Genomic DNA, 25530 nt, shown 5'->3' on the forward strand with positions numbered 1-25530 from the left:
TTTCAGGCAGGATCGATGCACGGCCGCCCGGGTTTCCCATCGCCGTCAGAGCAGTTGAAGACAGCCACTTGAAGACGAGACCTATCATGCGGATTATTCAAGCGACCCTCGAACATCTGGATTTGTTGACCCCGTTGTTCGTCAAATATCGCGAGTTCTACGGTTCCCTGCCTTACCCGGATTCCTCCCGCGCCTTCCTCGAAAAGCGCCTGCGTCGCAAGGAATCGGTGATTTATCTGGCCCTGGCCGATGATGACGACAAGAAACTGATGGGCTTCTGCCAGCTCTACCCAAGCTTTTCCTCGCTGTCGCTCAAGCGCGTGTGGATCCTCAACGACATTTATGTCGCCGAAGACGCCCGCCGCCAACTGGTCGCCGACAACCTGATCCGCACCGCGAAGAAAATGGCCAAGGAAACCCAAGCCGTGCGCATGCGCGTTTCCACCAGCAGCAATAACGAAGTCGCGCAGAAAACCTACGAATCCATCGGGTTCAAGGAAGACACCGAGTTCAAGAACTATGTACTGCCGATCAGCGACGAGCTCTGATCGCGCCTACAACCTGTGATGAGGGAGCCCGCTCCCTCAGAAACACAAATCACATCCCTGACAATTGTTCACACCTCGACATCCCCCGCTACAAAACCAACGCGCTTTTCGTCCTTCAGACCGTATAATCCCGATCTTTCCGGCTTGTAAGAAAAACTACACCCCGCTGTAGGCTTACACGAAGTCATCCGCACAGGCCTGCCGAGTCGGGCCGTCAAACAGGTGCCCCCATGGATTTCAACCCGCTCGACCTTATCCTGCATCTCGACGTTTACCTCGATTTGCTGGTGAACAACTATGGGCCATGGATCTACGCCATCCTGTTTCTGGTGATCTTCTGTGAAACCGGTCTGGTGGTGATGCCGTTCCTGCCGGGCGATTCGCTGCTGTTCATTGCCGGGGCCGTGGCGGCTGGCGGGGGCATGGACCCCGTGTTGCTGGGCGGCTTGCTGATGCTGGCAGCGATCATGGGTGACAGTACCAACTACGTGATCGGACGAACGGCGGGGGAAAAACTGTTCAGCAATCCCAATTCGAAGATCTTCCGTCGCGACTACCTGCAGAAAACCCACGATTTCTATGACAAGCACGGCGGCAAGACCGTGACCCTGGCGCGCTTCCTGCCGATCATCCGTACCTTTGCGCCGTTCGTCGCCGGTGTAGCGCGGATGCCGTACCCACGCTTTTTCGGCTTCAGCGTGCTCGGCACCATCCTCTGGGTTGGCGGTCTGGTGACGCTGGGTTACTTCTTCGGCAACGTGCCGTTCATCAAGAAAAACCTGTCGCTGCTGGTGGTCGCAATCATCCTGCTGTCGCTGGTGCCGATGATTCTTGGCGTCGTTCGCAGCCGTTTCGGCGGCAGCAAAGCCGAATCGCACTAAGCAATGTGGTCGCTGAGCGCCTGGCGTCGCCGGCGCATCCTGGCGAAACACCCGATTGCCGACGACACGTGGCAACGGGTGCGCCAACACCTGAGCTTTCTCGATGGCATCACTGCCGAGCAAGACCAGTGGCTACGCGAAGCCTGCGTGCTGTTCCTAGAAGAAAAACACCTGACCGCCCTGCCCGGCGTCGAGCTGCACCAGGAGCAACGCCTGTTGCTCGCGGCCCAGGCGCAATTGCCGCTGCTCAACCTCGGTGATTTGAACTGGTATCAGGGTTTCCACGAAATCGTCCTCTACCCCGACGACTTCCTCAGCCCGCAGCGCCATCGCGACGCCAGCGGCGTTGAGCACGAGTGGGATGGCGAGCACAGCGGCGAAGCCTGGCAACAGGGGCCGATCATCCTCGCCTGGCCGGGCGTGATGGCCAGTGGTGGCTGGGAAGGTTACAACCTGGTGATCCACGAACTGGCGCACAAGCTCGACATGCTCAACGGCGACGCCAACGGTTTGCCACCCTTGCACGCCGACATGCGTGTCAGCGACTGGGCCGAGGTAATGCAGGCCGCTTATGACGATCTTGATGGCCAGCTCGAGCGCAACCCCGATGCCGAAACGGCCATCGATCCTTACGCCGCCGAAAATCCTGCGGAATTCTTTGCGGTGACCAGCGAATACTTCTTCAGCGCCCCGGATCTGCTGCACGAGGCTTATCCACAGGTCTATGCGCAGCTGCAGCTTTTCTACCGTCAGGATCCGTTGGGCAGGTTGCGGCAACTTCAGGCCACAGACCCGGTCTATCAGGCGCACGACTAAGCGCTGCACGACTTCTGGTACGTGGCGTCGGCGTAGGAATATGCCTATAATCGCCGCCACTTTTTGGTCAATCCGGCCAAGTGTTTTTGGTCAACTACGGGGGCAACGCCCAATGAGCTACAGCAAGATTCCGGCTGGCAAAGACCTGCCGAACGACATCTACGTCGCGATCGAGATCCCGGCCAACCACGCGCCGATCAAATACGAAATCGACAAAGACAGCGATTGCCTGTTCGTTGACCGTTTCATGGCCACCCCAATGTTCTACCCGGCCAACTACGGTTACATCCCGAACACCCTGGCTGACGACGGTGATCCCCTCGACGTGCTGGTTGTAACCCCTTACCCGGTTGCGCCAGGCTCGGTGATCCGCGCACGTCCAGTCGGCATCCTGAACATGACCGACGACGGCGGCGGCGATGCCAAAGTCATCGCGGTGCCACACGACAAGCTGTCCCAGCTGTACGTCGACGTGAAGGAATACACCGACCTGCCGCCACTGCTGATCCAGCAGATCGAGCACTTCTTTGCGAACTACAAAGATCTCGAAAAAGGCAAATGGGTCAAGATCGAAGGCTGGGCCGGTGCTGACGCCGCCCGCGAAGCGATCACCAAGTCGGTTGCTGCCTACAAAGGCTAAGCTTCTGCGACCCGCGTGATGCTTGAAAAAACCCCGGTTGATCCGGGGTTTTTTGTGTGTGGGAAATACCGCTTTAAACAGCGTGTTTATTGCGGACTACAACAAAGTTTTAACCTGTGTAATTTCCCACAAGAGCGTCTTACATCCCGTCGCAAAATACAGACGCTTTTTGAACGCTGGGTTTATTCAAACCGCTCTAGCACGGCCGTAGACTCCGTGTTTATGAGAAAGAACACTAGCGGTCCACGATTCAAGGCACTCCTGGAAGCAGCGAACATCACCACCACGGGATTCGCCAAGTTCTGGGGCACGGAAGCCCAAAATGTCCACAACTGGTACACCCGGGGTGTGCCGGCCTATCGCCTGGAAGAAGTCGCGCGCCTGCTCTCGGTCAACAGCGACTGGCTGAAAACCGGCGAAGGCACCAAAGAATCGCCACGTCTGCAGAACGCCAGCAACGGCGACACCTTCGACGCCCAAGCCATTCGTGGTGTCTACACCGTCATCGATCCCAACGACATCGACCTGGCGTTCTTCAAGGAAACCCCGCTCAGCAACGGCTCTGGAAAAACCCACGTCGTCCAGGACCCGGATCAATCCATTCGCCTGCTCCGCACCCAACTTGATCAACTGGAAATCCGGCACTCAGACGCCATCTGCGCGCAAATGATCGGCAACAGCATGGCCGAGCGCATCGAAGACGGCTCCATTGTTGCGATCGACCGCGGCCTGACCCAAGTCGTCGACGGCGAAATCTACGCCGTCGAACACGACGGCATGCTGCGGATCAAATACCTGCACCGCATGCCCGGCAACGGCCTGCGCATGCGCAGCCACAACAGCGCCGAATACCCGGACGAAGTTTTCCGCCCCACGCAGATCGAAGAGGAAAGAATTCACATACTGGGCTGGGTGTTCTGGTGGTCGACCCTGAGCAAACGCCGGCCGGTGGTGCCGTTTCTCTGATCTGACGGCTGGCACCTCCCCTGTAGGAGTGAGCCCGCTCGCGATGAGGCCCTGAAAAACAGTACAAATCCCTGATTTCTACTGCAGCAGTCGCTCTAAACCGCACTTCAGGCTGGGAATTCACAGCAAAACTCAGTATCCTGCGCCCCACATTTGCGCATCGACCCGCCCTGCGGCTCAGAGAGCGCCCGACGCGGCAGACCAACGTCTGACCAAGTCCCACAGCCGGACGCAGATCCGGATGTACGTTTTGAAGGCTGGCGCGGTTTACCAAAAATAAACCAAGCCAGTCCCCGAGAAGCCGGCCACAAGCCGGCTTTTTAATGCCTGAAAGAAAGTGCGGATAGTCCCCCCCTCACGGATAACTAAACGACTTCACCAACGTCAACTCCCCCACCGCGCGCATCGGGATCAGGAACGTCTCCATCTTCTCGCTCGGCGTGCCTTCTTCGGTGATCACCGTCACCTGCGCAGTAGTCAACGGTTGCACGGCTTCATCCCCTCCCTCGTCATCACCGCGATACCCTCCGCCGTAATAATTCACATACACCAGATACTGGCCCTTGATCGGTGCCGGCATGGCGAAGATTTCCGGGCCGTAGCCGGTGGTGACGTCGACGTCGAGCGCGGCGCCGTTGGCGGCGGTACGGTTGCCGTACCAGATGTGTGCACCGTCGGGAGTGACGAGGTGCAGGTCGAGGTCGGTGCCGTCGCTGTCCCACGCCAGCAGTACGCGCAGTTTCGCCGGGGTGGCGCCGCCGCTGGTGTTGAGGAATTGGGTGCGGTGGCGTTGTTGGCCGTCGGGGCTGCGGACTTCGACGCTGTTGCTGCCGTTGGGGAAGGAAAACGGGCGGTCGAAGCGGCCGCTGGCGTCGATTTTCAGCGGCATGCTGACGCCGTTGACGATCAGTCGCCCAGGCTCGTTACCTTTCGGCGCGGATTTGATTTCGCCGCTGATGCGGGCGGTGTTGGCCTGGCCGACCGGGGTGTTGACCGACGAGGCCGGGTAGTTGACCGTCTGGCGGAAACTTTCGCCCTCACCTTCGGGCGCGCCGCTGCGCCAGCCGCCGACAGGGGTGTCGAGTTTGACGCTGTTGGCGGCGAAGGCCGGCGATAGCGCAGTCAATGTGCAGAGCAGCAGCAAGACCTGTGGATAACGGAGTGTCATGGTCTATTCCAGCAAAAGATGACGGGCGAGCCCTTCGATGTAGGTTTCATCCTGGCCGTTGGGATGAGCTTCAAACGCCAGGTGCAGATATTCGTGGGTCAGGTCGAGGCGATCCTGCAAGGTCAGTACGCCGCGCACATAGATACGTTGGCGTTCGCGGTCGACGAAGGGACGACCGAAGGCGAGTTTGCACACGGCGAAAGTGCTGACTTCGTTGTAGCCGGTTTCGCTTTCCAGCTTCGGACGCCAGCCGCGACGTTGTTTTTGCAACCAGTCTTGCGCGGCGGGCAGCGCTTCGCAGGAGGCGACCGGATTGTCCCAGCGGCTGAGGCTGGCGCGCGGATAGGCATGCAGCAGAATGGCGTCGTAGCGCTGACCGGCATAGGCTTGCTCGACGGCTTGTTGCCAGGCGAGTTTGTCCGGGCCGGGTTGATCGGAGTGATAGGTGACGGTGCTTCCGGCCAAAACCAAATCTGCTGTCCATGCGGCGACGTTGCGTGATTCGGCCGAGGCCGGGCGCGGCGCTACACGTTGGCGATTGCTGCTGTCGTCGATGCTCAGACAATCGCCGTTGCGCGTGGCGTTTTGCAGTAAATACGTGCGGATAGCTACCGCGAGGGCTTTGGCGGCTTCAGCGGGTTCGGGTTTGGCTTCGCGCTCCAGCACTCGGGCGACGTACTCTTCGCGATCAAGCCTTGCAACGAGTTTGTCGTTGAGCAGAAACAGCTCGCCGTCGCTGTGGATATCCAGCGCGTTGCCGTTGGCGAATTCGACGCGGTAGTCGCCCTGCAGCAGACCGGAGGTCACCACTCGCTCGCCAGTCGAAACGCGCCTAAGCGGATAACGAGAGAACAGTCCGACTTCAACACAACGCCCCGCCTCTGCCGGCCACGCCACAGGCAACACCGTCGCCAATGCCTGTCCGTAATGGCGTAGAACCATCTGACTGGTCCCGCGACCGCCCGCCCATACTGGCGCGCCATCGACCGTCCAGCCAGCGAAACCACCCTGTCTCGATTGCGGGTCCTGATCACCGAGCCAGCTCCAGGTTTTCACCCGCAGACGCCCGCCCAATTCGCCGACGACATTGCCGTCAGCCGCGTTCAGCACCACATCGAGCAGCACTCGACGCGCCTGATCCTGCGCCGGCAAAGTGGCCAATGTTTTGAGTAACTCAACCACGGAAACCCGTTGCGCCGGTTGCACCGACGGCAAATCCAGCAACCACGACGGCGCCTGCCGCGCCTGCCAATACGCACGCCAATCCGCCGCCGCAATGCCTAACCGCGCAGGCTCGAAATACAACCCGCAGGATTTCACCAAGGCCTGATCACGCTCAACCTTGCCCCCCGCCGTGCAGCAATAAACCTCTTCCTTCGACTGTCCGCGACACTCATACGCCGGTTCACGCGCCCCGGTATCGACCAGCCACGCATAGACGAACAACTTCCACAGACTGCCCAGCGGCGTCTCCAGCGATGACGGCAACGGTTCACGTTTGATCAGTTGCGTCTGACTCAGCGACAGCAGCTCGTCCTTGTACGCCACACGCAGCGGTTCGTCCTGCGCCGTCGCCAGCGCAGGAATCACACACATCAGCAGCCACAGCAGCGGCCGGGTCATGTCAGTTGACCGTGACCTGACCGAGAGCAGCTTTCGCTTCCTGAGCCTGATGCTGCGGCGCGTACACCTGAGTGAAGCGCACTGGCGGCAGGTTGAACTGGCCTTTCTGCGAGAAACGCACCAGATGGCGTAGACGCAATTCGCCGCTCAGGGCATCCACCGGCACCGCGTAAGCGAGTTGCCCCGGTTCGAAGCGCGCCTTCTCCAGTGCGGTCGGTTCGGTACCGTCCTTGCCCTGCAACTTGATGCCCCACGTGGTGCGCTCGACATCCGCGCCCGGTGGCAGCGGCACTTCGAGCATGCCGTAGCGCAACGGTTTCGGCGCTTTGCTGGTGAGGATCACTTCGTCCAGATACAGGCTATCGCTGGACAACGGCTTGCTGCCAACCGGCTCCAGTTTGAAGGTGAACGCTTCGTCGCCCGGCACCAGTCGCGAAAGGCGACGGGTGATGGTCACGGCCATCGGATCGACCGGTGGCTGCTGGGTCTGGAAGCTCAGTGCTGCACGCAGCGGACGCTCTTGCGTGCCGGACACCGTCAACACACTCGGCACCGGCGTCGGGCCCTGCCACGTCCAGTACATCTCACCGGTTGCACCGTAGTTTTTCTTCCAGCCTTCACCCGGCGTCAACGCGATGGTCGGCGAAGCCTGGGCGATGCTGCGTTGCAGCCAGGTCAGCGCCAGTGCGCGCTCGAGGGTCGATTGCTGTGGCAGCAGACGTTGCAGCAGCGCTTGCGAACGCGCCTGATCGAACGCTTGCAGCGACAGATTCAGCGCTTCGACAAATGGCTGCGAACTGACCGACAGACGCTGTTGCGCAGCGCCCACCTGACGATTGAATGCATCAGGCAAAGCGACTTTCGACTGCGTGGCCAGCGCTGCGGTCAACACCCGCGCCGCTGCCAGACCGAGCGCCGAATCCGGATCACTCATCACCAGACTGTCTTCGCCATCGTCGAGCATGGTTTCAGCATTGCCTTCACCGGCCTTGGCCAGATCCTCCATCAAACCGCTGAGCAGCGTGTTCACCGGCAAATGCATCTGTTTGGCAAAGGACAGAATCAGCGCCCGTTGTAGCAGCGGCGTGTTCGGCGCCTGCTTGGCGTAAACCTCCAGCACCCGCTGCCAGTGCTCCGGCGGCAAGCTCAGTTCCAGCACTTGGCTGGCGTTGAAGTCGGCGTAATAGGCGTAAGCGGTGAGGAACGCATCCGGCTCACCGTCGTAACCCCACCAAGTGAAACTCGCCGACGGCCCGGCCATTTGCACCAGCCGCAGACGGCTGTTCTGCATGATCAGGCGCAAGCGATCGCGAATCTGCGGGTTCGACGCCAGCGACGGATAAGCAATGCTCAGCGGCAGCAAACGGCTGGCGGTCTGTTCAACGCCGCCGTACGGATAGCTGAGCAGATCATCGAGCGCCGAACGGAACAGCGCTTGTGGACTGTCATCCAGACGCAGGCGAATATCCGTGGCGTCGGCCGGCAGACTCAGCGCGGTATTGCCGCTGGCCACATCGAGATTTTGCGTCTGCATCACTTGCCAGCCGTCACCGGTCGCACTCAGGCGCACGGCGAGGGAGTCGGCGGTTTTGCCGTCCTGCACCAGTTCCGCCGTCCACTCACCGGAAGCGAGGGCGAATGCTGGCAGCGGCAGGTAATTGATGCCGTTGTTGAGGGTCACCGGCAGGCGTTGCTCGGCGCCAGCATAGTGAGTGACCAGTTCAGCCTTGACCGGTTTCTCGGCCTGGCTGAAGGCGAACACACCGAGTTGCGGCTGATCGCCCTTGCGGAATTTGCTCGGCCCGCTCCACTTCAGGTACAGCGGTTTTTCCGAACGAACGAACTGTTTCTTCTGCCCGACCTGACCGTCATCGGCGATGGCGCGGGCGGTGATGCGCCAGCGGGTCAGCGAGTCCGGCATCTTGAAGGTGAAGCGGGTTTTGCCGTCGGCACCGGTCAACAACTCCGGTTGCCACGCGGCGGTATCGACGTCTTCCCGACGTGGCCGCTCGAGCACTTTCACCCCGCGCTCGCTGCGGTTGGCTTTGCCCGGTGCGCCAGGGCTACCCGGCAACGCCACGTCGTAACTGATAAACGACAGGCTCGCACTGGTGCGCACGTTGTTGCGGCGCGGGTGATAGAAAAATTGGTCGATGCTCGGCGCGACTTCCGGTTGCAGTGCGTAGACCATTTCGTCGACAACGCTGACGGTCAGATGCGCGGGAACCGCTTTGCCGGCGAACTGCGTGGTCAGGTCAACCGTGACGGTGTCGCCCGGCAGATACAGCGCTTTGTCGGTGCTGATCGCCACATCGATTTGCGGCGCGACCACTTTGATCCCGGCGTTCTGGAAACTGTACTGACCGCCCTTGGTGTACAAAACCGAGAAGGTCAGGTTCGGCGCGAAGTTGTCCTTCACCGGGATGCGCGCGCGGTATTGGGTGTCGCTGAGTTTTTCCAGTTTCAGCCAGTCGCCGCCCTTGGCCAGCAGCGCGGTAGCTTCGACTTTGTCGCGCTCCAGCGACAGCAGAGCATCGCTGACGGGCTCCGGGAACGTGATCAGCGCCAGCGCTTCATCGCCAGCCTTGTACTCAGGCTTGTCGAGGACGATCTCCACAGTGCCCGGCACCGCTTTAACACCGTCGCCAGTGACCGAATGCCCGGTGGCACCGAGTACTCGGCCGTGTTGATCTTTCAAGGTCAGGTTGTAGGTACCCGGACGTTCGAAGGCAATACTGAAGCCTTTGTCAGTCGCCGCAAGTTTTCCTTCGCCAGTGCTTTGGTCTTCCAGACGCACCCAGCCATACGTGTTCGGTGTTACCGCTTTGCTTTGCTCGCTGCCGCCCTCGTTGGCGTAGCTGAACGCGACTTTGTCGCCAACGGCGCTGAAGCGTTGCGGCGCACTCAAGCGGAAGCTCGCCGCACCACGGTCGATGAGGATTTCCTTGGTGGTCTTGACCCGATACGCCGCGCCATCGCTGGCGAACACAGTGAGCATGTAGCGGCTCGGTTTGTCGGCCGCCGGCAAGTCGAGGGTCGCGTTGCCTTTGCTGTCGGTAGTCAGTTCGGTGCTGGTCAGTTCCACCGGGAATTGCCCGAGGTATTGCAGCTCGTTGTCGACCATCGACAGTTGCTGGGCGCGCAGGCTCAGGGTCAATTTGGCGTTGGCCACCGGTTTGCCGTCCGGATAGAGCAACACCAGACTGCCCTTGACCGGCTCGCCGGTGCGGTAATCCTGCTTGGCCAGGTTCAGCGAGATTTCGAAGTGCGGCTTGATGTATTCGGCCACCCGGAAAGCGCTGCTGTAGGCCTGATCCTTGTAGTTGAAACGAATCTCATAACCGCCCGCCACAGCGTTGTCCGGCAACTGGAAGCGGCCCTGAGTACCGGCCTTCGAATCCAGTTTCAGATCGAGGTGCTGCAACTCGGTGCCAGTGGCATCGAGCACGCTGACCGTGACATCTGCCGCGCCCGGCATCACCGAATCCCGCGCATTCTTGAACTCGCGACCGACGATTTTCAGTGACACCCAATCGCCCGGGCGATACAGCGGCCGGTCAGTGAATGCATAGAGTTTGGTGTCGTAGATTTCGCTGTCGTAATAGAAGTTTTCAGAAACAAAGACGCCGCCCTCTTCGTCCTCGCCGATCACGAACGAGCGCTCCGGACTGACGTGTTTCAGGCGCAGCAAACCGTCGGCATCAGTCGCGCCACTGCTCATCACGCCGAGGCCATCCGTCCACAGCACATTGACCTTCGGCACCGAACTGCCTTCATGTTTGCGCGCGGCCCAGACCAGCAATTCATCGCCGGCAATTTTGCTTACCGCGACGGTGTTGGAGACGAACACCATGGTGGTCGCGCGGTACTTGCCGATCAGCGCTTCGACCAGATACAGACCCGGTTTCAGATTGCCCAGCGGAATATAAACATTGCCTGGCGCGACGCTGACGAAATCGCTGGAAGAGCCGGCCAGATTCACCCCTTCCGGCGGCTGGATCGGCTTGGCCTGCCACAACGGATAACGGAACTGACTGACCACCGGCAGACCCGGAATCAGCGCGAATTGCGGCTGCGCGTCGTACGGTGTCGGCGCGGCGATGGCGTTACCCATCTTCAGTTCCGGCACTTCTTCGGTGACTTGTTTGCGCGATTCATAGGAGAACGCACGCTGCATCACCCGGCGGGATTTGCGGTACCAGTTGTCCCACAGGTACGCGAGGGTGTTGGACAGACCTTCACCCTTGAACTGACCGTCGCTGACGACGCGATGCAGATTCTTCTGACGCTTGAGGAAATCCAGCGGTTTGTCGATGCGGTACACGCGAATGTCTGCGCCGCCGTACGGTTCCATGCGGAAGCGGCGGTAATCACGGCCCGGCGCTTCGAGGCGCACCATCGCCTGCTCATCACTGGCGAAACTGCTGTCGGCCAACAGGAAAAAGCTCTCGCCGGACACAGGCGTATAGCCGCTCGGCTCGACCGAATCTTCGGCGCTGACGGTGGCCATTGGCAGCAACAGCGCCAGCAGCAATGGAATTCGGGAACAGAGTCGCAACATGCGGGCACCGGTCATTGGGAGAGAAAGTTCAGTCGATAGACGCCGATGAAGTTGGGGTTGGCTGCGTCGGGTATCCATCGGGTGTCCTTCCATGTCATGAGTTGCTGCAGGCTTGCCGATCGCATGCCGTTGTCAGTCGGGGTGGTAGTGCCGGTGTGATAGGCGATGTAGCGGCCCATCCAGATCATCAGGTGCTGGTCGTCGCCCTGATCGAAAAACATCAAGTCACCGGGCCGCGCCTGCGAAACGTCGCGGCTGACCAAGTGGCTGTTGAACTGAATCAGTTTGATCGCGTTGACATACGGCCCGACCTTGCCGCCGCCCTGCTGCCATTGCTGGGCAAGCTTGCGCTGGTCATCGCTGAGCGACAGCTCCGGTGGCAGATAACGATTGGACAGGCCATTGCTGCGCAGCCATTTGTCGTCGTGGACTTTCAGCGCTTCGTTGGCGGCGAAACGCACCAGCCCGGCACAGTCCTGCTGATACCAGCGCGGGCTCGGGCCTTGGCTCAGTTGCTCTTGGGCGATACGCACAAACCAGGCGCGAAACACCTGAGACTGCGCCGGATCCAGCGCTGGCGCTTCGATGGCGCGAGCGCCCGCACTGAGCAACAGCGCGAGCAAGCCAAGGCTGCGGATCAGTGCCGTCACAGCGCTTTCCATTCCAGCGGCAGCCACTGCCAGTGACCGTCAGGCTCGCTGCCTTCGGGCAAGGTCAGGGCATATTTGCCGTAACCGCCGAGGGTACGCAGTTTCGGAATAAGATAGGTTTGCGCGGCGTTGTAAAACACCGGTTCCATATCCTGCGGCAGGCTGTCGAGGGTTTCCTGCTGCATCAGTTGCGCCATCGAATCCGGGCCGAAATAGATCGGCATCAGCACGTCTTTAGGCAGCACGTCGGCCATCGGTGGGAAGCGTTTGTCGAGGGTGCCGAGAGCCTTGTCGACGAGTTTGTCGTCGAGGGAAAACAGCAGCGTCGAGCCGTGGCGGGCGAGGCTGACTTTCATGAAGGCCCTGCCGGAGATTGCGTCCGGGTTTTCCGCAGTCTTCGCCGCGTACGGGCCGAAGTTGGAGCTGACCTGACGCTGCCAGACGTGGGTCTGGCCTTCCTGCTTCTCGACCACCGGGAACACGTTTTCTTCAACATTGGACTCGAACGCACCGACCATCGAACCGAAAAGCTTGCCGAGGTCGCCGTCGAGTTTGCTGCTGTCCTCTTCTTTCAGACTGGCCACCAGCAACGGCGTGTACAAGCGCGAATCCGCGTACCAGCACAGCCCCGCCGCGCCGGCCACGTGCTCGGTGAGAGTCTGCGCCACGGCGTCTTCGGCGCCGAGTTTCACCAGCAGCGGTTTTTGCGGTTCGGCAGCGACCGGCAGGGTTACGCAAGCACTGGCGCCGAGCGGCATCGCTTGCCAGACCGGTTTGAAATCGAAATCCGGCTGGTTTTCCAGTTCGTCCATGGCGAGATAGCTGTGCCAGCCCTTGTCGTCCATGTCGAAGCGCAGCCCGGCGAAGTTCGGGATGAAGCGCTGATAGCCCATGGCGAGGACACTGGAATTGACCGACAAACGCTGTTTGGTTTCCGGGGTTTTCGCTGGCAGACCAAAGGCTTCGGGGAACAGTTTTTCGCCGTTGAGTAGCGCCGCCAGCGCTTGTGCGGAGACGTGACCCGACTCCTCGGAGGCGCCGTTTTCCGGGTCGTAATACTTGGCCGGGTTCGACAACACCACCAGTTTGTCGCCGTGGGAGGCGAACAACAGGGCTTTGCTGGCGTTGTAGGTCAACTGATACAGCGGCACAGAATCGCCGCCGACTTTGAGTTCGCCCATCTGGCTGAGCTGCGTGTCATCCAGCGCGACTTTCGCTAATGGCTCGAGCAGTTTCGCCAGACCGCCACGGTCCATCACCAGCAGAAAATCCTTCAAGCGACCATCCGCGCCACGCCACAACGCGACATCGGCCGGCTGATCGAAAAGCTGTTCGATCAGGCTGTCCTGCAGCTTCAAGTCATGTTCATAGATGATTCGGCGCAGGCTGCCGATCAAGCCGAGGCGGTCGGCGTGGGTTTCGTAATAAAAGACGAAATCTTCGGTGAGCGTGGCCTTGAGGAACGGCACGGTCAGCAAGTCTTTGGGCAACTGGCTCAGGGAACGTGTTTCGAGCAGCGCGTCCGGGCGACTCAAGCCAAGCTTGTCACTCGCCAGCTCCGCCGGCGGCGCCTTGGGCTTGAGCAGCAGCCAGCCAAATCCACCCGCCACCCCGACCACCAGGCACAACCCGGCCAGCAGCAAGGGCCAGCGCCGCGAAGGTTTGGCCGCTGGCGTGTCGGCAGCCGAAGTAACAGTGTTATCGCTCATCTTCAAAAAACCCGATCTCATCCGTGGCGGAATACTTAATAGTTGAACGTCTTGACCAGCAGCAGATCACCGATCGCCCGCAGAGGCACGATGAACGTTTCGCGTTTTTCGTCGACGGTGTTTTCGTTGAGCACCAGCGTGATCTGCGAGGTGATCACCTCGTTCTGGTTGCTGGTCTCCTCGAAGTTATAGCCGCCGTTGCCGAAGTTGCCCCAATAGTTGACGTAAACCAGATAGGTGCCGTGCAGCGGCGCGGTCATGGTGAACATTTCCGGGCCTGGGCCATCGACGCCATCCGGGTCGAGGCCGCCGCCATTGCTCAGTGCCGGTTGCGCCCAGAAGGCATGCTGACCGTCAGGCGTGACAATGTGCAGATCGAGTTCGGCTTTCGGATCATCCCAGCCCAAGACAAGACGAATACGCGCCGGCGTGCGCAAGTTATTTGCTTCATAAAATTGCACGCGCTTGAGCGACTGGCCCTCGGCGCTGATCACTTCAACGCTGTTGGAGCCGGCGCCGAACGCGTACGGCCGAGCGAAACGGCCCTGGTCGTCGGTGTACAGATTCAGTGGATTGCCATTCACGGCGAGACTGTGCGGCGGGCGCATATGCCCAATGGCCTTGAGCTGGCCCTGGATCATCGTGCGATTGCGCTGGATGCCGCGATCGATCGGCGGCGTCGGGTAGGCGACTTGCGGGTTTTCAGTGCGATCGAGCAAGCCGTGATAGCGCCAGCCACCCACCGGTTCCGACAACTCGGCGCTTGGCGCGGCCAGCAGCGCCGGCGCGAAAGCCAGACCAATCAGCAGCAAAAGAAATGAACGCATGTGATGCCTCCTGCCATGCCTGAAACGAAACCTTGCACCCGATCCTCGGTACTTCACAGCGGTGAAACTGCGTTTCGTCTGAAAGACCCGTGACTGTCGGGTCGTAGAAGGCGCGAAGATTAGCCATTCGGTGGTTTTTTAACAATCGGATACATGTGCTTTTGCTGTAGGAATCTTGCCAACCCGGTGGACGGTGAGCCGAATAGACGTCATATTCGGCTCACAAAATGAGCCGAATAGCTTTTCTATCCGGCTCACGGACTCAAGGCAGGTAATAAATGGCAGCTCACTGGATCTGGCAACAGCCCGACTGGCCCGACTTCAACTGGCAGGCAGAACGCCTGACATCTTTGTTGCGCGAGTGTGTACAGGCACAAGGTCAGTTGATGGGTATGGCCGGTTCAGTAGGCGACTCTTTGGGGGCTCAGACCGAACTGGATGCCCTTTTGCAGAATATCGTGACGTCTTCGGCCATCGAAGGTGAGCAACTGAATGTTGGCTCCGTACGGTCGTCCTTGGCGCGACGTTTGGGCCTGGAGTTGACCGACGGCGATAAGGTCAGTCAACGCAGTGAAGGTCTGGCGCAGCTGATGCTTGATGCCACCCGACGATTTGCCGAACCGTTGACGCTGGAACGTTTGCTGGAATGGCACCACTGGCTGTTTCCCGATCAAGAAGCTGGCCTTAGTGCGCGCTCAATGCATGTGGGTGCGCTGCGCGGTGATGAGCCAATGCAGGTGGTATCGGGTCGCATTGATCGCCCGACCATTCATTTCGAAGCCCCACCACGCCAAGGTCTTGAACTGCAGCTCGAGCAGTTTCTCCAATGGTTCGAGACCAGCCAGCATCAGACAGCACTGGACCCGATGCTACGCGCGGGCATCGCCCATTTCTGGTTTGTCACTTTGCATCCGTTTGACGATGGCAATGGTCGCCTCACCCGCACCATCACTGATCTGGCGCTGGCACAGGGCGAAGCGCAAGCCATCCGTTTCTACGCCATGTCGGCGAGCATTCTGGATGATCGTTCTGGCTACTATCGGATTCTGGAATCAAGCCAGAAAGCCACACTGGATATCACAGAGTGGCTCACATGGTTTTTGCAAACGTTGCTACGTAGTCTGCAACAAGCCATCACCCGGATTGAAAGCGTGCTGGGCAAGACGTGCTTCTGGCAGGCACACCGCGAGTCTGAACTTTCGGCGGAGCAGGTCAAAGTGCTTAACCGCCTGCTCGACGGCAGTGAGCGGGGTTTTGAGCACGGTATCAGCGCCAGCCAATATCAAGCGGTAGCAAAAGTGTCGAAGGCCACAGCGACCCGACATCTTGCAGAGTTGCTGGAGAAAGGTTGCCTGCAACGCTTGCCGGGGGGTGGTCGTAGTACACGCTATCAGATCTATTATCCGGACAGAGCTGCGCGTTAATCTCACCTACGACAACGCCATTTCCATCCTTTCGGGCCTCCCCGCTCATTTGCCCATAACCCCCCTATCTGCTAGTGTCGCGCCGGTTTAACGTCAACCGGAAATCGCCGCCATGGCCCGCAAAAAAGCTGCACTGGATTTCGAACAGTCCCTCGCCGACCTGCAAACATTGGTCGAGCGTCTGGAGAACGGTGAATTGTCGCTGGAAGACTCGCTGACCGCTTTCGAGCAGGGCATCGGTCTGACCCGTGACTGCCAGGCAGCGCTGGCGCAAGCCGAGCAGAAGGTGCAAGTGCTGCTCGAGCGCGATGGCGAACTCGCCGAGGAACCCTTCGACGCGGAACAGCCAGAATGATTGCAGCGTATACGGCGACCAGCCAGGCCCGGGTCAATGCGGCGCTGGAAACCCTGTTCAACGCGCCGCTGCCGGAACTGGCGCGTCTGTACGAAGCCATGCGCTACAGCGTGATGAACGGTGGCAAACGCGTGCGTCCGCTGCTGGCCTACGCGGCGTGCGAAGCCCTCGGCGGCAAGGCTGAGCAAGCCAATGGCGCAGCTTGCGCGGTCGAGCTGATCCACGCTTACTCGCTGGTTCACGACGATTTGCCGGCCATGGACGATGACGATCTGCGTCGCGGCCAGCCAACCACCCACAAAAAATTCGATGAAGCCTGCGCGATTCTTGCCGGTGACGGTTTGCAGAGTCTGGCCTTCAGCGCCCTGCTCGACCCGCGCCTGAGCGATTGCAGCAGTGACATCCGCCTGCAAATGGTCACCGCGCTGGCCCAAGCGGCAGGCCCGGCGGGCATGGTCGGCGGTCAAGCCATCGACCTTGGCTCGGTCGGCCTCAAACTCGATCAACAAGCCCTCGAACAGATGCACCGGCACAAAACCGGCGCGCTGATCGAAGTCAGCGTCAAACTTGGCGCCCTTGCCAGCGGCCGTGCCGAGCAGGATGAACTCAAGGCTTTGCAGACGTATGCACGGGCCATCGGTCTGGCCTTTCAGGTGCAGGACGACATCCTCGACGTCGAAAGCGATACCGAAACCCTCGGCAAACGCCAGGGCGCCGACATCGCCCGTGACAAACCAACTTACCCCGCGCTGCTCGGCCTCGACGCCGCCAAAGCCTACGCGCTGGAACTGCGTGATCAGGCCCTGCATGCCCTGCGACCGTTTGACGCGGCGGCCGAGCCTTTGCGCGAGCTGGCCCGGTATATCGTCGAGCGCCGCAGCTGACGGCGAATCCGCCAAAAAAAACCAACGCGTGGGCAGGGGGCGATGCATCAGGTAAACTGCCGCATCTTCTATACCTATAACGATTCGCCTGATGCCCACGACGTTTCATGAGATTCCCCGCAAGCGCCCGACCACGCCCCTGCTGGACCGCGCGAACACGCCGGACGGCCTGCGCCGGTTAGGCGAAGCCGAGCTGGAAACCCTGGCCGATGAGTTGCGCCTGGAACTGCTCTACACGGTCGGCCAGACCGGTGGGCATTTCGGTGCCGGCCTGGGCGTGATCGAGCTGACCATTGCGTTGCATTACGTCTTCGACACACCGGACGACCGTCTGCTGTGGGACGTCGGTCATCAGGCGTATCCGCACAAGATCCTCACCGGTCGCCGCGAGCGCATGGGCAGCCTGCGCCAGAAGGACGGCATTGCCGCTTTCCCGCGTCGTGCCGAGAGCGAGTACGACACCTTCGGCGTCGGCCACTCCAGCACCTCGATCAGCGCCGCGCTGGGCATGGCCATTGCCGCCCGCCTGCAGAACAGTGATCGCAAGGCGATTGCCGTGATCGGCGACGGCGCATTGACCGCCGGCATGGCCTTCGAGGCGCTGAACCATGCGCCGGAAGTCAACGCCAACATGCTGGTGATCCTCAACGACAACGACATGTCGATCTCGCGCAACGTCGGCGGTCTGTCGAATTATCTGGCGAAGATCCTATCCAGCCGCACTTACGCGAGCATGCGTGAGGGCAGCAAGAAAGTCCTGTCGCGCCTGCCCGGCGCCTGGGAAATCGCCCGCCGCACCGAAGAATACGCCAAAGGCATGCTGGTCCCCGGCACCCTGTTCGAAGAGCTGGGCTGGAATTACATCGGTCCAATCGACGGCCACGACCTGCCGACCCTGATCGCCACGCTGCGCAACATGCGTGATCTGAAAGGCCCGCAGTTCCTGCACATCGTCACCAAGAAAGGCAAAGGCTTCGCCCCGGCGGAAGTCGACCCGATCGGTTATCACGCCATCACCAAGCTCGAACCCGTAGACGCTCCGGCCGCCGCGCCGAAAAAGGCCGGTGGACCGAAGTACTCGGCAGTGTTCGGCGAGTGGCTGTGCGATATGGCGGCTGCTGACCCGCGTCTGGTCGGGATTACTCCGGCGATGAAGGAAGGCTCGGACCTGGTCGCGTTCAGCGAACGCTTCCCGCTGCGCTACTTCGACGTGGCGATTGCCGAGCAACACGCGGTGACGTTCGCTGCCGGCATGGCCTGCGAAGGCGCAAAACCGGTGGTGGCGATCTACTCGACGTTCCTGCAGCGTGGTTACGACCAGTTGGTGCATGACGTTGCGGTGCAGAACCTCGACGTGCTGTTCGCCATCGACCGCGCCGGCCTGGTTGGCGAAGACGGCCCGACCCACGCCGGCAGCTTCGACCTGTCGTACCTGCGCTGCATCCCAGGCATGGTCATCATGACCCCTAGCGATGAAAACGAACTGCGCAAAATGCTCACCACCGGCCACCTGTACAACGGCCCGGCGGCGGTGCGTTATCCACGCGGCAACGGCCCGAATGCGACCATCGACAAAGATCTCGAGCCGATCGAAATCGGCAAGGGCATCGTCCGTCGTCAGGGCAGCAAAGTCGCCCTGCTGGTGTTCGGCGTGCAACTGGCCGAAGCGCTGAAAGTCGCCGAGAAGCTGGATGCCACCGTGGTCGACATGCGTTTCGTCAAACCACTGGATGAAGCACTGGTGCGCGAGATTGCCGGCAGCCACGAGTTGCTGGTGACCATCGAAGAGAATGCGATCATGGGCGGCGCCGGGGGCGCGGTCAGCGAGTTCCTCGCACGGGAAAACATCCTCAAGTCGATGCTGCATCTGGGCTTGCCGGATGTTTACGTCGAGCACGCAAAACCGGCGCAGATGCTGGCGGAATGCGGGCTGGATGAGGCCGGGATCGAAGCGTCGATTCGTCAGCGTCTGGAATTGCTCAACCGCTGATCCGCTACACACAATCACTGTGGGAGCGGGCTTGCCCGCGAAGGCGTCGGCACAATCAACATTGATGTTGGATGTACCGACCTCTTCGCGGGCAAGCCCGCTCCCACAGTGTTTTGTGGAAACCCGATATTTGCGTACACCCGATATTCCCCGATGGATTGCCATGAACCTCTCGCGCCTCGCCCTGCCCTTCCTCCTGCTGCCATCGGCTAACGCCTTCGCCGAGACCTTCGAACGCGACCAAGCGCTGAAGCTGCCTGACGTTCTAATCTCCGCCAACCGTCAGGTCGAAGCGCGCAACGACAGCAGCGCCGCCAACACTGTGTTCACTCGCGAAGACATTGATCGCCTGCAACCGAGCGACGTGCCGGACTTGCTCCGTCGTGTACCCGGCGTGCAAGTGGCACAGACCGGCGGGCGCGGCAGTCTGCCGGGGATCTACATTCGCGGCACGCAGTCGGCGCAGAGCCTGGTGCTGGTCGATGGCCAGCGCATCGGCAACTCGACCTCGGGCGACAGCAATCTGCAGCACCTGAACATTGAACAGATCGAGCGCGTGGAAGTCTTGCGCGGTTCGCGCTCGGTGATTTACGGCAGCGATGCAATTGGCGGGGTGATTCAGATCTTCACCCGCCGTGGCAGCGAACAGGGTTTGCTGCCGCGGATGCACGTCGGGTTCGGCAGCAACCAGACCTGGGAGCGCAGCCTAGGGCTGTCCGGGGGAGACGATAAAACCCGCTTCAATCTTGGTGCGAGCCTGGATGAAACCGCCGGGATCGACCGCACTCACGAGTCGTACCCCAGCGACAGCGATCACGATGCCTACCGCAATAAATCCGTCAGCCTGAGCCTCAGCCATGCGCTGACTGATGACATCGAGGTCGGCGCCAACCTCCTGGATAACCGGGGCAAGAGCGAGTTCGACAACCCGTTCGGCCGCTTCGACATGACCACGTTCGAGTCGGTGCAGCAGCAGCCCTACAGCGATTTCAACGTCAGCAGCGTCAGCAGTTACGTCGACGCACGGGTCAACGAAACCTGGAAAACCCGCGTCGAATTCGGCCACACCGAAAACCGCGAGAAGACCTTCGACAAACTCAGCGACGAACGCACGGTATTCAACACCTACCGCGACTCGGTGAACTGGCAGAACGATTTGACCCTGGATACGCGCAATAGCCTTATCCTCGGCGGCGACTGGTACGAAGACCGGGTCAACAGCAGCACCGCGTTCGACGAGGACAGCCGCTGGAACCGCGCCGCGTTCATCCAGCATCGTTATCAGGCCGACAGCTTCTCCACCGAACTCGGACTGCGTCACGACGACAACCAGCAGTTCGGCAGCCAGAACACCTGGAGCGGCACGTTCACCCTGCCGCTGAATCCGGACAACGATCTGCTGCTGAGTTATAGCGAAGGCTTCCGCGCACCGACCTTCAACGACCTGTACTACCCGGATTTCAGCAACCCGGATCTGAAGCCGGAAACGTCGAAAAGCTACGAGTTGCAATGGCGCAGCCAGTTGACCGATAGCAGCCGTCTCGAAGCATCGATTTATCGGACGGATCTGGAGGACGCAATTATCTTCGGCAGCAATTCACGTCCGGAAAACGTCGCTTCAGCACGAATCAACGGCTTTGAAGCAGCGCTGAAGCAGGAACTGTTCGGCTGGCAGAGCAATCTGGGCGTAGCGATCATTGATCCGCGTGATCGCGACAGCGGCCACACCCTGGCGCGGCGTGCACGGCGTACGCTGAGTTGGGATCTGGATCGGCAGTTTGGCCAGATCGGCGTCGGTGCGAGTTGGCAGGCTGTGAGCAGCAGTTATGACGATCTGAAAAATGAAAACCCGCTGGGTGGCTATGCGCTGTTCGGCTTGCGCAGCAGTTGGGCGCTGAACCGTGAAATCAAGCTCGATCTGAAGGTGGATAACGTCTTCGACAAGGGTTACAGCCGGGCGAACTACAGCTATGACGGCAGCCAGTATGGTTATCGTGAGGAAGGTCGGGTGTGGATGTTTGGCGTGACCTGGACTCCCGAAATCCACTGAAATTCCCTATAGGAGCTGCCGAAGGCTGCGATCTTTTGATCTTGATCTTCGGCGTTTCCGACTCAGTCAGATAACAAAGTCAAAAGATCGCAGCCTTCGGCAGCTCCTACAGAATCACCTGTTCGGCGCGATCAATTGGCAGAGCTTGGCGGTGGCGTCGATCATCTGACCGCTTGGGCGTTCAAGGCCTTTATCGGTGACCAACAGTAATTTCCCCTGCTTCACCGCCGCTACCTGCGGCCAGGTTTTCCACGCATCGAGTTGCGCCTGATCCCCCGCCAGAATCACCTCCGGATCACGCTGCAGCACCGCCTCGATACTCACCTGCGGCGCCGGCAGACTCAGATCGCCGAAGACATTGCGCGCGCCGCACACCTCAAGTGCATCACTGATGATCTGCCCGCCACCGACGGTGTAAAGCGGCTTGTCCCACACTTGGTAGAACACCCGCAACGGCGCATCCCGGCGATACCGCTGGCGAAGCGCTGCGAGTTGTTCGCGCAACGCTGCCGCACGTTTCACTCCACGCTCGGGACGCCCCAACTGCGCGGCAATGGCTTCGATCTGCGCAGCAAGTTGTTCGAGCGAATGCGGTTCGGCGACGAAGGTCGGGATGCCCAGACGCTTGAGCTGATCACGCTGCGCCGGGCCGACGCTGCCGGGCCAGAGCAACAGCAAATCAGGCTTTAAGCTCAGCAACTGTTCCATGTCGAGTTGACCGTAACGCCCCACCGAGGCCACGTTGGCAATCTCGGCAGGACGCTCGCCGGCATCCAGCACGCCCACCAGCAAGTCAGCCGAATCCAGCTCGACAACGATTTCAGAAAGGGACGGTGCGAGGCTGACCACCCGCAGGCTGGCCAGCACCGGAGCCGAGACGGCCAGCAGCATTAGCGCCAGCCACAGACGGCGCATCAGCCGAGTTGACGCGGGATACGGTAGAGGTAGAACAGCACCGCCGTGGACAGCGCCAGCAACATCAGCGGCACGGCTTCGAGGCCGACAAACACCGCCAGCGCACCGATCCACGCTGGCAACGCTGCCGCGAGGAAAGCGCTACGGCGACGTGCTGCGAGAGCAATCCACGCCGCCGGCTCTTCAGGTGTATCGAGGGCTTTTTGGGTGGCGATCAATGCGTGTTTGTAGCGACTGAAAAACTTCAGGCTGACAAACATCGACGCCACACCGGCGATAAAAAAAGGCATTGCCAGTACCGGCAGAATCCCCTCGCCCTGACCAAACAGCGCGTTGAGCACGAACAGCGGCACCAGCGCCAGCACCAGGTATTTCCACCAATCGACCGACAATCGGCGCCGCACCTGACCACGGGTCACGCGCGATCAACCTCACCTTGATGCTCGTTGCCCATCATGTGGTCGAGCTTGCTGGCCTTGGTCGCCAGATACAGTTTGTTGTGCGGGTTGTGGCCAGTGTGCAACGGCACGCGCTCGGCGACGGTGATGCCCATGTCGGTCAAGGCCTTGACCTTGCGCGGATTGTTGGTCATCAGGCGCAGAGATTTCACGCCCAGATGTTCAAGCATCGGCAGGCACATGGCGTAGTCGCGCTGGTCAGCGGCGAAACCCAGACGTTCGTTGGCTTCAACGGTGTCGGCGCCGCCGTCCTGCAATTCGTAGGCACGGATCTTGTTCAGCAGGCCGATGCCGCGACCTTCCTGACGCAGGTACAGCAACACGCCACGGCCTTCACGGGCGATGGCCTTGAGAGCGCCTTCGAGTTGCGAGCCGCAGTCGCAGCGCTGGCTGAACAAGGCATCGCCGGTCAGGCATTCGGAGTGCAACCGGCCGAGTACCGGAGCACCGTCGGCAATTTCACCCAGGCTCAGCACGACGTGCTCGCGGCCGGTGGCTTCATCGAGAAAACCGTGCATGGTGAATTGCGCAAAGGGTGTTGGCAGCTTGGAAGCGGCGACAAAGACGACAGGCACCGGTGTGCTCCTGATCTAAAAGAGTCTGAAAATTCGCAGGCGGGCATTGTAACAGCAGGTTCCTGCACACGCTTAGGCTGAATTATCGGGCATAACGATCAAAAAGTTTGATAACTGCGCCCCCTGTGGGAGCTGGCTTGCCAGCGATGGCGGTATATCTGCCGCCATTCTGGTGACTGAGCCACCGCTATCGCTGGCAAGCCAGCTCCCACAGTGTTCTTTATCAGCCGGGCAACCGCGTCAGTGCGAGCCGAACGGATACGGCTGCTTCCACTTCTCGAAAATCGGTTTCAACTCGCCGCTCTTCACCAGTTGCTCCATACGCTGGTCATACAGCGCCATCAGCGTCCGGGCTTGCGGGGTGTCGGCGAAGCCGAGGTACAGCGGCAACTCGATCAGATGCGAATAGCGATATTGAGTCGAATCCGCCGCCGTTTTCACCACCGCCTCAATCTCGGTCAGCGCATCGATGTAAAAATCCGCGCGCCCCTGCTTGAGCATCGACAGAATGCCGGTACGACGCTCGATCTGGTTGTAGCGCTTGATGTTCGGCAGGTAGTTTTCGTAACGGTAGCCACGCACCCAGGCCAGTCGATACTTGCCCAGCGTCGCCTGAGTCGGCGACGGGTTGCTCGCCAGACCCAGTGCGTAAATATGGTCGGAATCGAAATTCCAGTGCGGATACAGGACTTGCTCGGCTTCGTCGCGATAGGAGCCGACCAGCGCGTCGACTTCCTTCAACTGCACCAGTCCGATCGAACGGGTGTACGGCACGGTGCGAATGTCCAGCTTGACCCCGGCGGGCTCGAACACCTTGCGCAACACGTCCCAACCGAGGCCGTGGCCGTCGGCGGCGGTGTAGTCTTCCCAGTCTTCGCTGGCCAGATGGATGACCGCAGGCGTCGGCGCAGCTTCCTGCGCACTGGCAACAGTGCTCAGCAAAGCAAACATCACTAGCGCCAACCAGCGTCGAGCCATCCTTAGTCCCCTTGCTTGACCCTGATTTCCCTCGGAATCAGGCGAAAATCCACACCAGCCCCTGCATCGCCAGCCAGGCGAACACGCCGGCCAGCACGTCGTCGAGCATGATGCCGACGCCGCCGTGAACGTGCCGGTCGATCCAGCGAATCGGCCACGGCTTGAGAATGTCGAAGAAGCGGAACACCAGGAAACCCGCGAGCAACCAGTACCAGCCTTCCGGCACCAGCCAGAGGGTGATCCACATCCCGACCATTTCGTCCCAGACGATGCCTTCGTGGTCGTGTACCCGCAGATCGTCGGCCACCTTGCCGCACAGCCAGAAGCCGAACAGCATGGTGATTCCGAGCATCAGCCAGTAACCCCAGTCGGGCAACATCTGCCACAACGGGATAAAGGGTAGCGCAACTAACGAGCCCCACGTGCCCGGTGCTTTCGGCAGAGTGCCGGAACCGAAGCCGAACGCAAGGAAATGCCAGGGATTGCGCCAGACCGACGGCGGAACGAATTCGGCCGGAACCTGTTTCGGGTGATCTGTCACGGTGTCTCCTGAAAATGTTGATAGCCCCGGATTTGCGGGGTGATGTCATGGCCTTCGCGATCCAGCAGCACCACGCCCTGACCTTCGGCCACGCGACCGACCACATGGATTGGCCAGCCATTGGCCAGCAAGGCCGGCAACTCGACGGACGGTAGCGTGAACGCCAACACGTAATCATCGCCACCGCTCAACGCCGCACGCTCGGCACCGCGTTGACCGAGGAACGCCACTAAAGCATCCGACAGCGGTACGCGCTCGCGTTCAATCTCAAGCCGAACCTTTGAGGCCAGCGCGATGTGCCCACAATCGGCGAGCAAGCCATCGGAGATGTCCAGCGCCGAGGTGGCCTTGCCGCGCAGAGCCTGACCGAGGGCGAGTTGCGGTTGTGGTGACCAATAATGATCAAGCAATGGTTGGGCGATTGCCGATTCGGCGTCACGCTGACCCAACACCAGCGGCAAGGCGCCGGCGGCATTGCCCAGTTCACCGCCGACACACAGCAAATCGCCCGGCTGCGCACCGCAACGAGTCAATGCCTGCCCCGCCGGCACGCGACCGAACACCGTGACGGTCAGGCTCAACGGCCCACGCGTGGTATCGCCGCCCACCAGGGTCACGCCGCAACTCTGCGCCATGCGGTTCAAACCACGGGCATAAGCTTGCAGCCAATCGGCGGTCACCGTCGGCACAGTCAGGGCAAGGGTAAAGGCAACGGGCGTGGCGCCCATGGCGGCCAGATCGCTGACCGCAACAGCCAGCGAGCGCTGACCGAGCAGAAACGGATCGCAGGGGTCGGCGAAATGCACACCGGCCACCAGCGTATCGGTGGAAATCGCCAACTGTTCCCCGGGAGGAACAGCGAGCAAGGCGCAGTCGTCGCCAATCCCGAGGGCAACGCCTTCGCCGCCCTGCGCACAAGGCGCGGCGGCGAAGAAGTTTCGGATCAGCTCGAACTCGCCCATTGCGATATC

22 protein-coding genes are annotated in these 25530 nt (G+C 60.6%); 10 read left to right on the forward strand and 12 right to left on the reverse strand.

The annotated features are described in order from the left end of the window. Nucleotides 1–86: 86 nt before the first annotated feature. The 5 genes from AC3Y64_RS24725 (at nucleotide 87) to AC3Y64_RS24745 (ending at nucleotide 3851) form a co-directional block, all read left to right on the forward strand. Nucleotides 87–548 carry a GNAT family N-acetyltransferase gene (locus AC3Y64_RS24725; protein ID WP_003228592.1) on the forward strand — a complete coding sequence of 154 codons (462 nt, stop codon included), beginning with the start codon at nucleotides 87–89 and terminating at the stop codon, nucleotides 546–548. 230 nt (nucleotides 549–778) lie between these two features. Next, complete coding sequence (locus AC3Y64_RS24730) at nucleotides 779–1429, forward strand: DedA family protein (protein ID WP_489985565.1); 651 nt, start codon at nucleotides 779–781, stop codon at nucleotides 1427–1429. A 3-nt stretch (nucleotides 1430–1432) separates the two neighbouring features. Continuing rightward, entirely contained in the window at nucleotides 1433–2245 is an 813-nt protein-coding gene (locus AC3Y64_RS24735; protein WP_489985566.1) for a M90 family metallopeptidase, read from the forward strand. Nucleotides 2246–2357: 112 nt separating this feature from the next. Beyond that, a complete protein-coding gene (ppa, locus tag AC3Y64_RS24740; RefSeq protein WP_003205933.1) occupies nucleotides 2358–2885 on the forward strand; it encodes an inorganic diphosphatase in 528 nt (175 codons plus the stop codon). Nucleotides 2886–3107: 222 nt separating this feature from the next. Further along, entirely contained in the window at nucleotides 3108–3851 is a 744-nt protein-coding gene (locus tag AC3Y64_RS24745) for a S24 family peptidase (protein WP_489985567.1), read from the forward strand. A gap of 355 nt (nucleotides 3852–4206) precedes the next feature. Here AC3Y64_RS24745 and AC3Y64_RS24750 read toward each other — a convergent pair whose 3' ends face one another. From AC3Y64_RS24750 to AC3Y64_RS24775, 6 genes are read right to left on the reverse strand one after another with little or no spacing between them, the layout of a single operon-like run. Further along, entirely contained in the window at nucleotides 4207–5019 is an 813-nt protein-coding gene (locus tag AC3Y64_RS24750) for a YfaP family protein (protein WP_489985568.1), read from the reverse strand. A gap of 3 nt (nucleotides 5020–5022) precedes the next feature. Continuing rightward, entirely contained in the window at nucleotides 5023–6642 is a 1620-nt protein-coding gene (locus tag AC3Y64_RS24755) for a DUF2300 domain-containing protein (RefSeq protein ID WP_489985569.1), read from the reverse strand. A 1-nt stretch (nucleotide 6643) separates the two neighbouring features. Further along, complete coding sequence (locus tag AC3Y64_RS24760) at nucleotides 6644–11218, reverse strand: alpha-2-macroglobulin family protein (protein ID WP_489985570.1); 4575 nt, start codon at nucleotides 11216–11218, stop codon at nucleotides 6644–6646. Further along, nucleotides 11215–11865 carry a DUF1175 domain-containing protein gene (locus AC3Y64_RS24765; protein ID WP_095188489.1) on the reverse strand — a complete coding sequence of 217 codons (651 nt, stop codon included), beginning with the start codon at nucleotides 11863–11865 and terminating at the stop codon, nucleotides 11215–11217. Before AC3Y64_RS24765 ends, AC3Y64_RS24760 begins: the two co-directional genes overlap by 4 nt. Further along, nucleotides 11850–13562, reverse strand: coding sequence for a DUF2138 domain-containing protein (locus AC3Y64_RS24770; protein ID WP_489985571.1), 1713 nt, complete (start codon nucleotides 13560–13562; stop codon nucleotides 11850–11852). The genes AC3Y64_RS24765 and AC3Y64_RS24770 overlap by 16 nt, the downstream gene beginning before the upstream one ends. Nucleotides 13563–13597: 35 nt before the next feature. Beyond that, nucleotides 13598–14389: a YfaP family protein gene (locus AC3Y64_RS24775; protein WP_158956841.1), complete on the reverse strand. Its 792-nt coding sequence runs from the start codon at nucleotides 14387–14389 to the stop codon at nucleotides 13598–13600. 278 nt (nucleotides 14390–14667) lie between these two features. Between AC3Y64_RS24775 and AC3Y64_RS24780 the strand changes: the two genes are divergently transcribed. From AC3Y64_RS24780 to AC3Y64_RS24800, 5 genes are all read left to right on the forward strand, one after another. Further along, nucleotides 14668–15813, forward strand: coding sequence for a Fic family protein (locus tag AC3Y64_RS24780; protein ID WP_489985572.1), 1146 nt, complete (start codon nucleotides 14668–14670; stop codon nucleotides 15811–15813). Between the two features lie 112 nt (nucleotides 15814–15925). Continuing rightward, complete coding sequence (locus AC3Y64_RS24785; protein WP_003228627.1) at nucleotides 15926–16168, forward strand: exodeoxyribonuclease VII small subunit; 243 nt, start codon at nucleotides 15926–15928, stop codon at nucleotides 16166–16168. After that, nucleotides 16165–17052 carry a (2E,6E)-farnesyl diphosphate synthase gene (gene ispA / locus AC3Y64_RS24790; RefSeq protein ID WP_489985573.1) on the forward strand — a complete coding sequence of 296 codons (888 nt, stop codon included), beginning with the start codon at nucleotides 16165–16167 and terminating at the stop codon, nucleotides 17050–17052. The genes AC3Y64_RS24785 and ispA overlap by 4 nt, the downstream gene beginning before the upstream one ends. A gap of 91 nt (nucleotides 17053–17143) precedes the next feature. Continuing rightward, entirely contained in the window at nucleotides 17144–19042 is a 1899-nt protein-coding gene (gene dxs, locus AC3Y64_RS24795; RefSeq protein WP_489985574.1) for a 1-deoxy-D-xylulose-5-phosphate synthase, read from the forward strand. Nucleotides 19043–19205: 163 nt separating this feature from the next. Next, a complete protein-coding gene (locus AC3Y64_RS24800; protein ID WP_489985575.1) occupies nucleotides 19206–21092 on the forward strand; it encodes a TonB-dependent receptor domain-containing protein in 1887 nt (628 codons plus the stop codon). A 114-nt stretch (nucleotides 21093–21206) separates the two neighbouring features. Here AC3Y64_RS24800 and AC3Y64_RS24805 read toward each other — a convergent pair whose 3' ends face one another. The 6 genes from AC3Y64_RS24805 to thiL all read right to left on the reverse strand — a co-directional run bounded on the left by AC3Y64_RS24805 (nucleotide 21207) and on the right by thiL (nucleotide 25521). Continuing rightward, the gene (locus tag AC3Y64_RS24805) at nucleotides 21207–22007 is read right to left on the reverse strand and encodes a cobalamin-binding protein (RefSeq protein ID WP_489985576.1); all 801 of its coding nucleotides are present in this window, start codon (nucleotides 22005–22007) and stop codon (nucleotides 21207–21209) included. Next, nucleotides 22007–22426 (reverse strand): MFS transporter, encoded by a 420-nt coding sequence (locus AC3Y64_RS24810; RefSeq protein WP_489985577.1) that lies wholly within the window; start codon nucleotides 22424–22426, stop codon nucleotides 22007–22009. The genes AC3Y64_RS24805 and AC3Y64_RS24810 overlap by 1 nt, the downstream gene beginning before the upstream one ends. Then, nucleotides 22423–23040, reverse strand: a complete 618-nt coding sequence (gene ribA, locus AC3Y64_RS24815) for a GTP cyclohydrolase II (protein ID WP_016984117.1) — start codon at nucleotides 23038–23040, stop codon at nucleotides 22423–22425. The genes AC3Y64_RS24810 and ribA overlap by 4 nt, the downstream gene beginning before the upstream one ends. 240 nt (nucleotides 23041–23280) lie before the next feature. Continuing rightward, a complete protein-coding gene (locus AC3Y64_RS24820; protein WP_489985578.1) occupies nucleotides 23281–24018 on the reverse strand; it encodes a substrate-binding periplasmic protein in 738 nt (245 codons plus the stop codon). 37 nt (nucleotides 24019–24055) lie between these two features. Continuing rightward, nucleotides 24056–24559, reverse strand: coding sequence for a phosphatidylglycerophosphatase A family protein (locus AC3Y64_RS24825; protein WP_007910933.1), 504 nt, complete (start codon nucleotides 24557–24559; stop codon nucleotides 24056–24058). Continuing rightward, on the reverse strand, nucleotides 24556–25521 hold the full coding sequence (thiL, locus tag AC3Y64_RS24830) for a thiamine-phosphate kinase (protein ID WP_489985579.1): 966 nt from the start codon (nucleotides 25519–25521) through the stop codon (nucleotides 24556–24558). The genes AC3Y64_RS24825 and thiL overlap by 4 nt, the downstream gene beginning before the upstream one ends. Between the last annotated feature and the right edge of the window lie 9 nt (nucleotides 25522–25530).

The organism is Pseudomonas sp. 4CAES_32.4, assembly GCF_058136335.1.

Excerpts from the sequence above, each read along its gene's own strand:
- ppa (WP_003205933.1), top strand. The coding sequence starts at position 2,358 with ATGAGCTACAGCAAGATTCCGGCTGGCAAAGACCTGCCGAACGACATC.
- AC3Y64_RS24760 (WP_489985570.1), bottom strand. The coding sequence starts at position 11,218 with ATGACCGGTGCCCGCATGTTGCGACTCTGTTCCCGAATTCCATTGCTG.
- AC3Y64_RS24755 (WP_489985569.1), bottom strand. The coding sequence starts at position 6,642 with ATGACCCGGCCGCTGCTGTGGCTGCTGATGTGTGTGATTCCTGCGCTG.
- thiL (WP_489985579.1), bottom strand. The coding sequence starts at position 25,521 with ATGGGCGAGTTCGAGCTGATCCGAAACTTCTTCGCCGCCGCGCCTTGT.
- AC3Y64_RS24735 (WP_489985566.1), top strand. The coding sequence starts at position 1,433 with ATGTGGTCGCTGAGCGCCTGGCGTCGCCGGCGCATCCTGGCGAAACAC.
- AC3Y64_RS24775 (WP_158956841.1), bottom strand. The coding sequence starts at position 14,389 with ATGCGTTCATTTCTTTTGCTGCTGATTGGTCTGGCTTTCGCGCCGGCG.
- AC3Y64_RS24770 (WP_489985571.1), bottom strand. The coding sequence starts at position 13,562 with ATGAGCGATAACACTGTTACTTCGGCTGCCGACACGCCAGCGGCCAAA.
- AC3Y64_RS24805 (WP_489985576.1), bottom strand. The coding sequence starts at position 22,007 with ATGCGCCGTCTGTGGCTGGCGCTAATGCTGCTGGCCGTCTCGGCTCCG.
- AC3Y64_RS24785 (WP_003228627.1), top strand. The coding sequence starts at position 15,926 with ATGGCCCGCAAAAAAGCTGCACTGGATTTCGAACAGTCCCTCGCCGAC.
- dxs (WP_489985574.1), top strand. The coding sequence starts at position 17,144 with ATGCCCACGACGTTTCATGAGATTCCCCGCAAGCGCCCGACCACGCCC.
- AC3Y64_RS24750 (WP_489985568.1), bottom strand. The coding sequence starts at position 5,019 with ATGACACTCCGTTATCCACAGGTCTTGCTGCTGCTCTGCACATTGACT.
- AC3Y64_RS24765 (WP_095188489.1), bottom strand. The coding sequence starts at position 11,865 with ATGGAAAGCGCTGTGACGGCACTGATCCGCAGCCTTGGCTTGCTCGCG.
- AC3Y64_RS24725 (WP_003228592.1), top strand. The coding sequence starts at position 87 with ATGCGGATTATTCAAGCGACCCTCGAACATCTGGATTTGTTGACCCCG.
- AC3Y64_RS24820 (WP_489985578.1), bottom strand. The coding sequence starts at position 24,018 with ATGGCTCGACGCTGGTTGGCGCTAGTGATGTTTGCTTTGCTGAGCACT.
- AC3Y64_RS24780 (WP_489985572.1), top strand. The coding sequence starts at position 14,668 with ATGGCAGCTCACTGGATCTGGCAACAGCCCGACTGGCCCGACTTCAAC.
- AC3Y64_RS24745 (WP_489985567.1), top strand. The coding sequence starts at position 3,108 with ATGAGAAAGAACACTAGCGGTCCACGATTCAAGGCACTCCTGGAAGCA.
- AC3Y64_RS24730 (WP_489985565.1), top strand. The coding sequence starts at position 779 with ATGGATTTCAACCCGCTCGACCTTATCCTGCATCTCGACGTTTACCTC.
- AC3Y64_RS24800 (WP_489985575.1), top strand. The coding sequence starts at position 19,206 with ATGAACCTCTCGCGCCTCGCCCTGCCCTTCCTCCTGCTGCCATCGGCT.
- ispA (WP_489985573.1), top strand. The coding sequence starts at position 16,165 with ATGATTGCAGCGTATACGGCGACCAGCCAGGCCCGGGTCAATGCGGCG.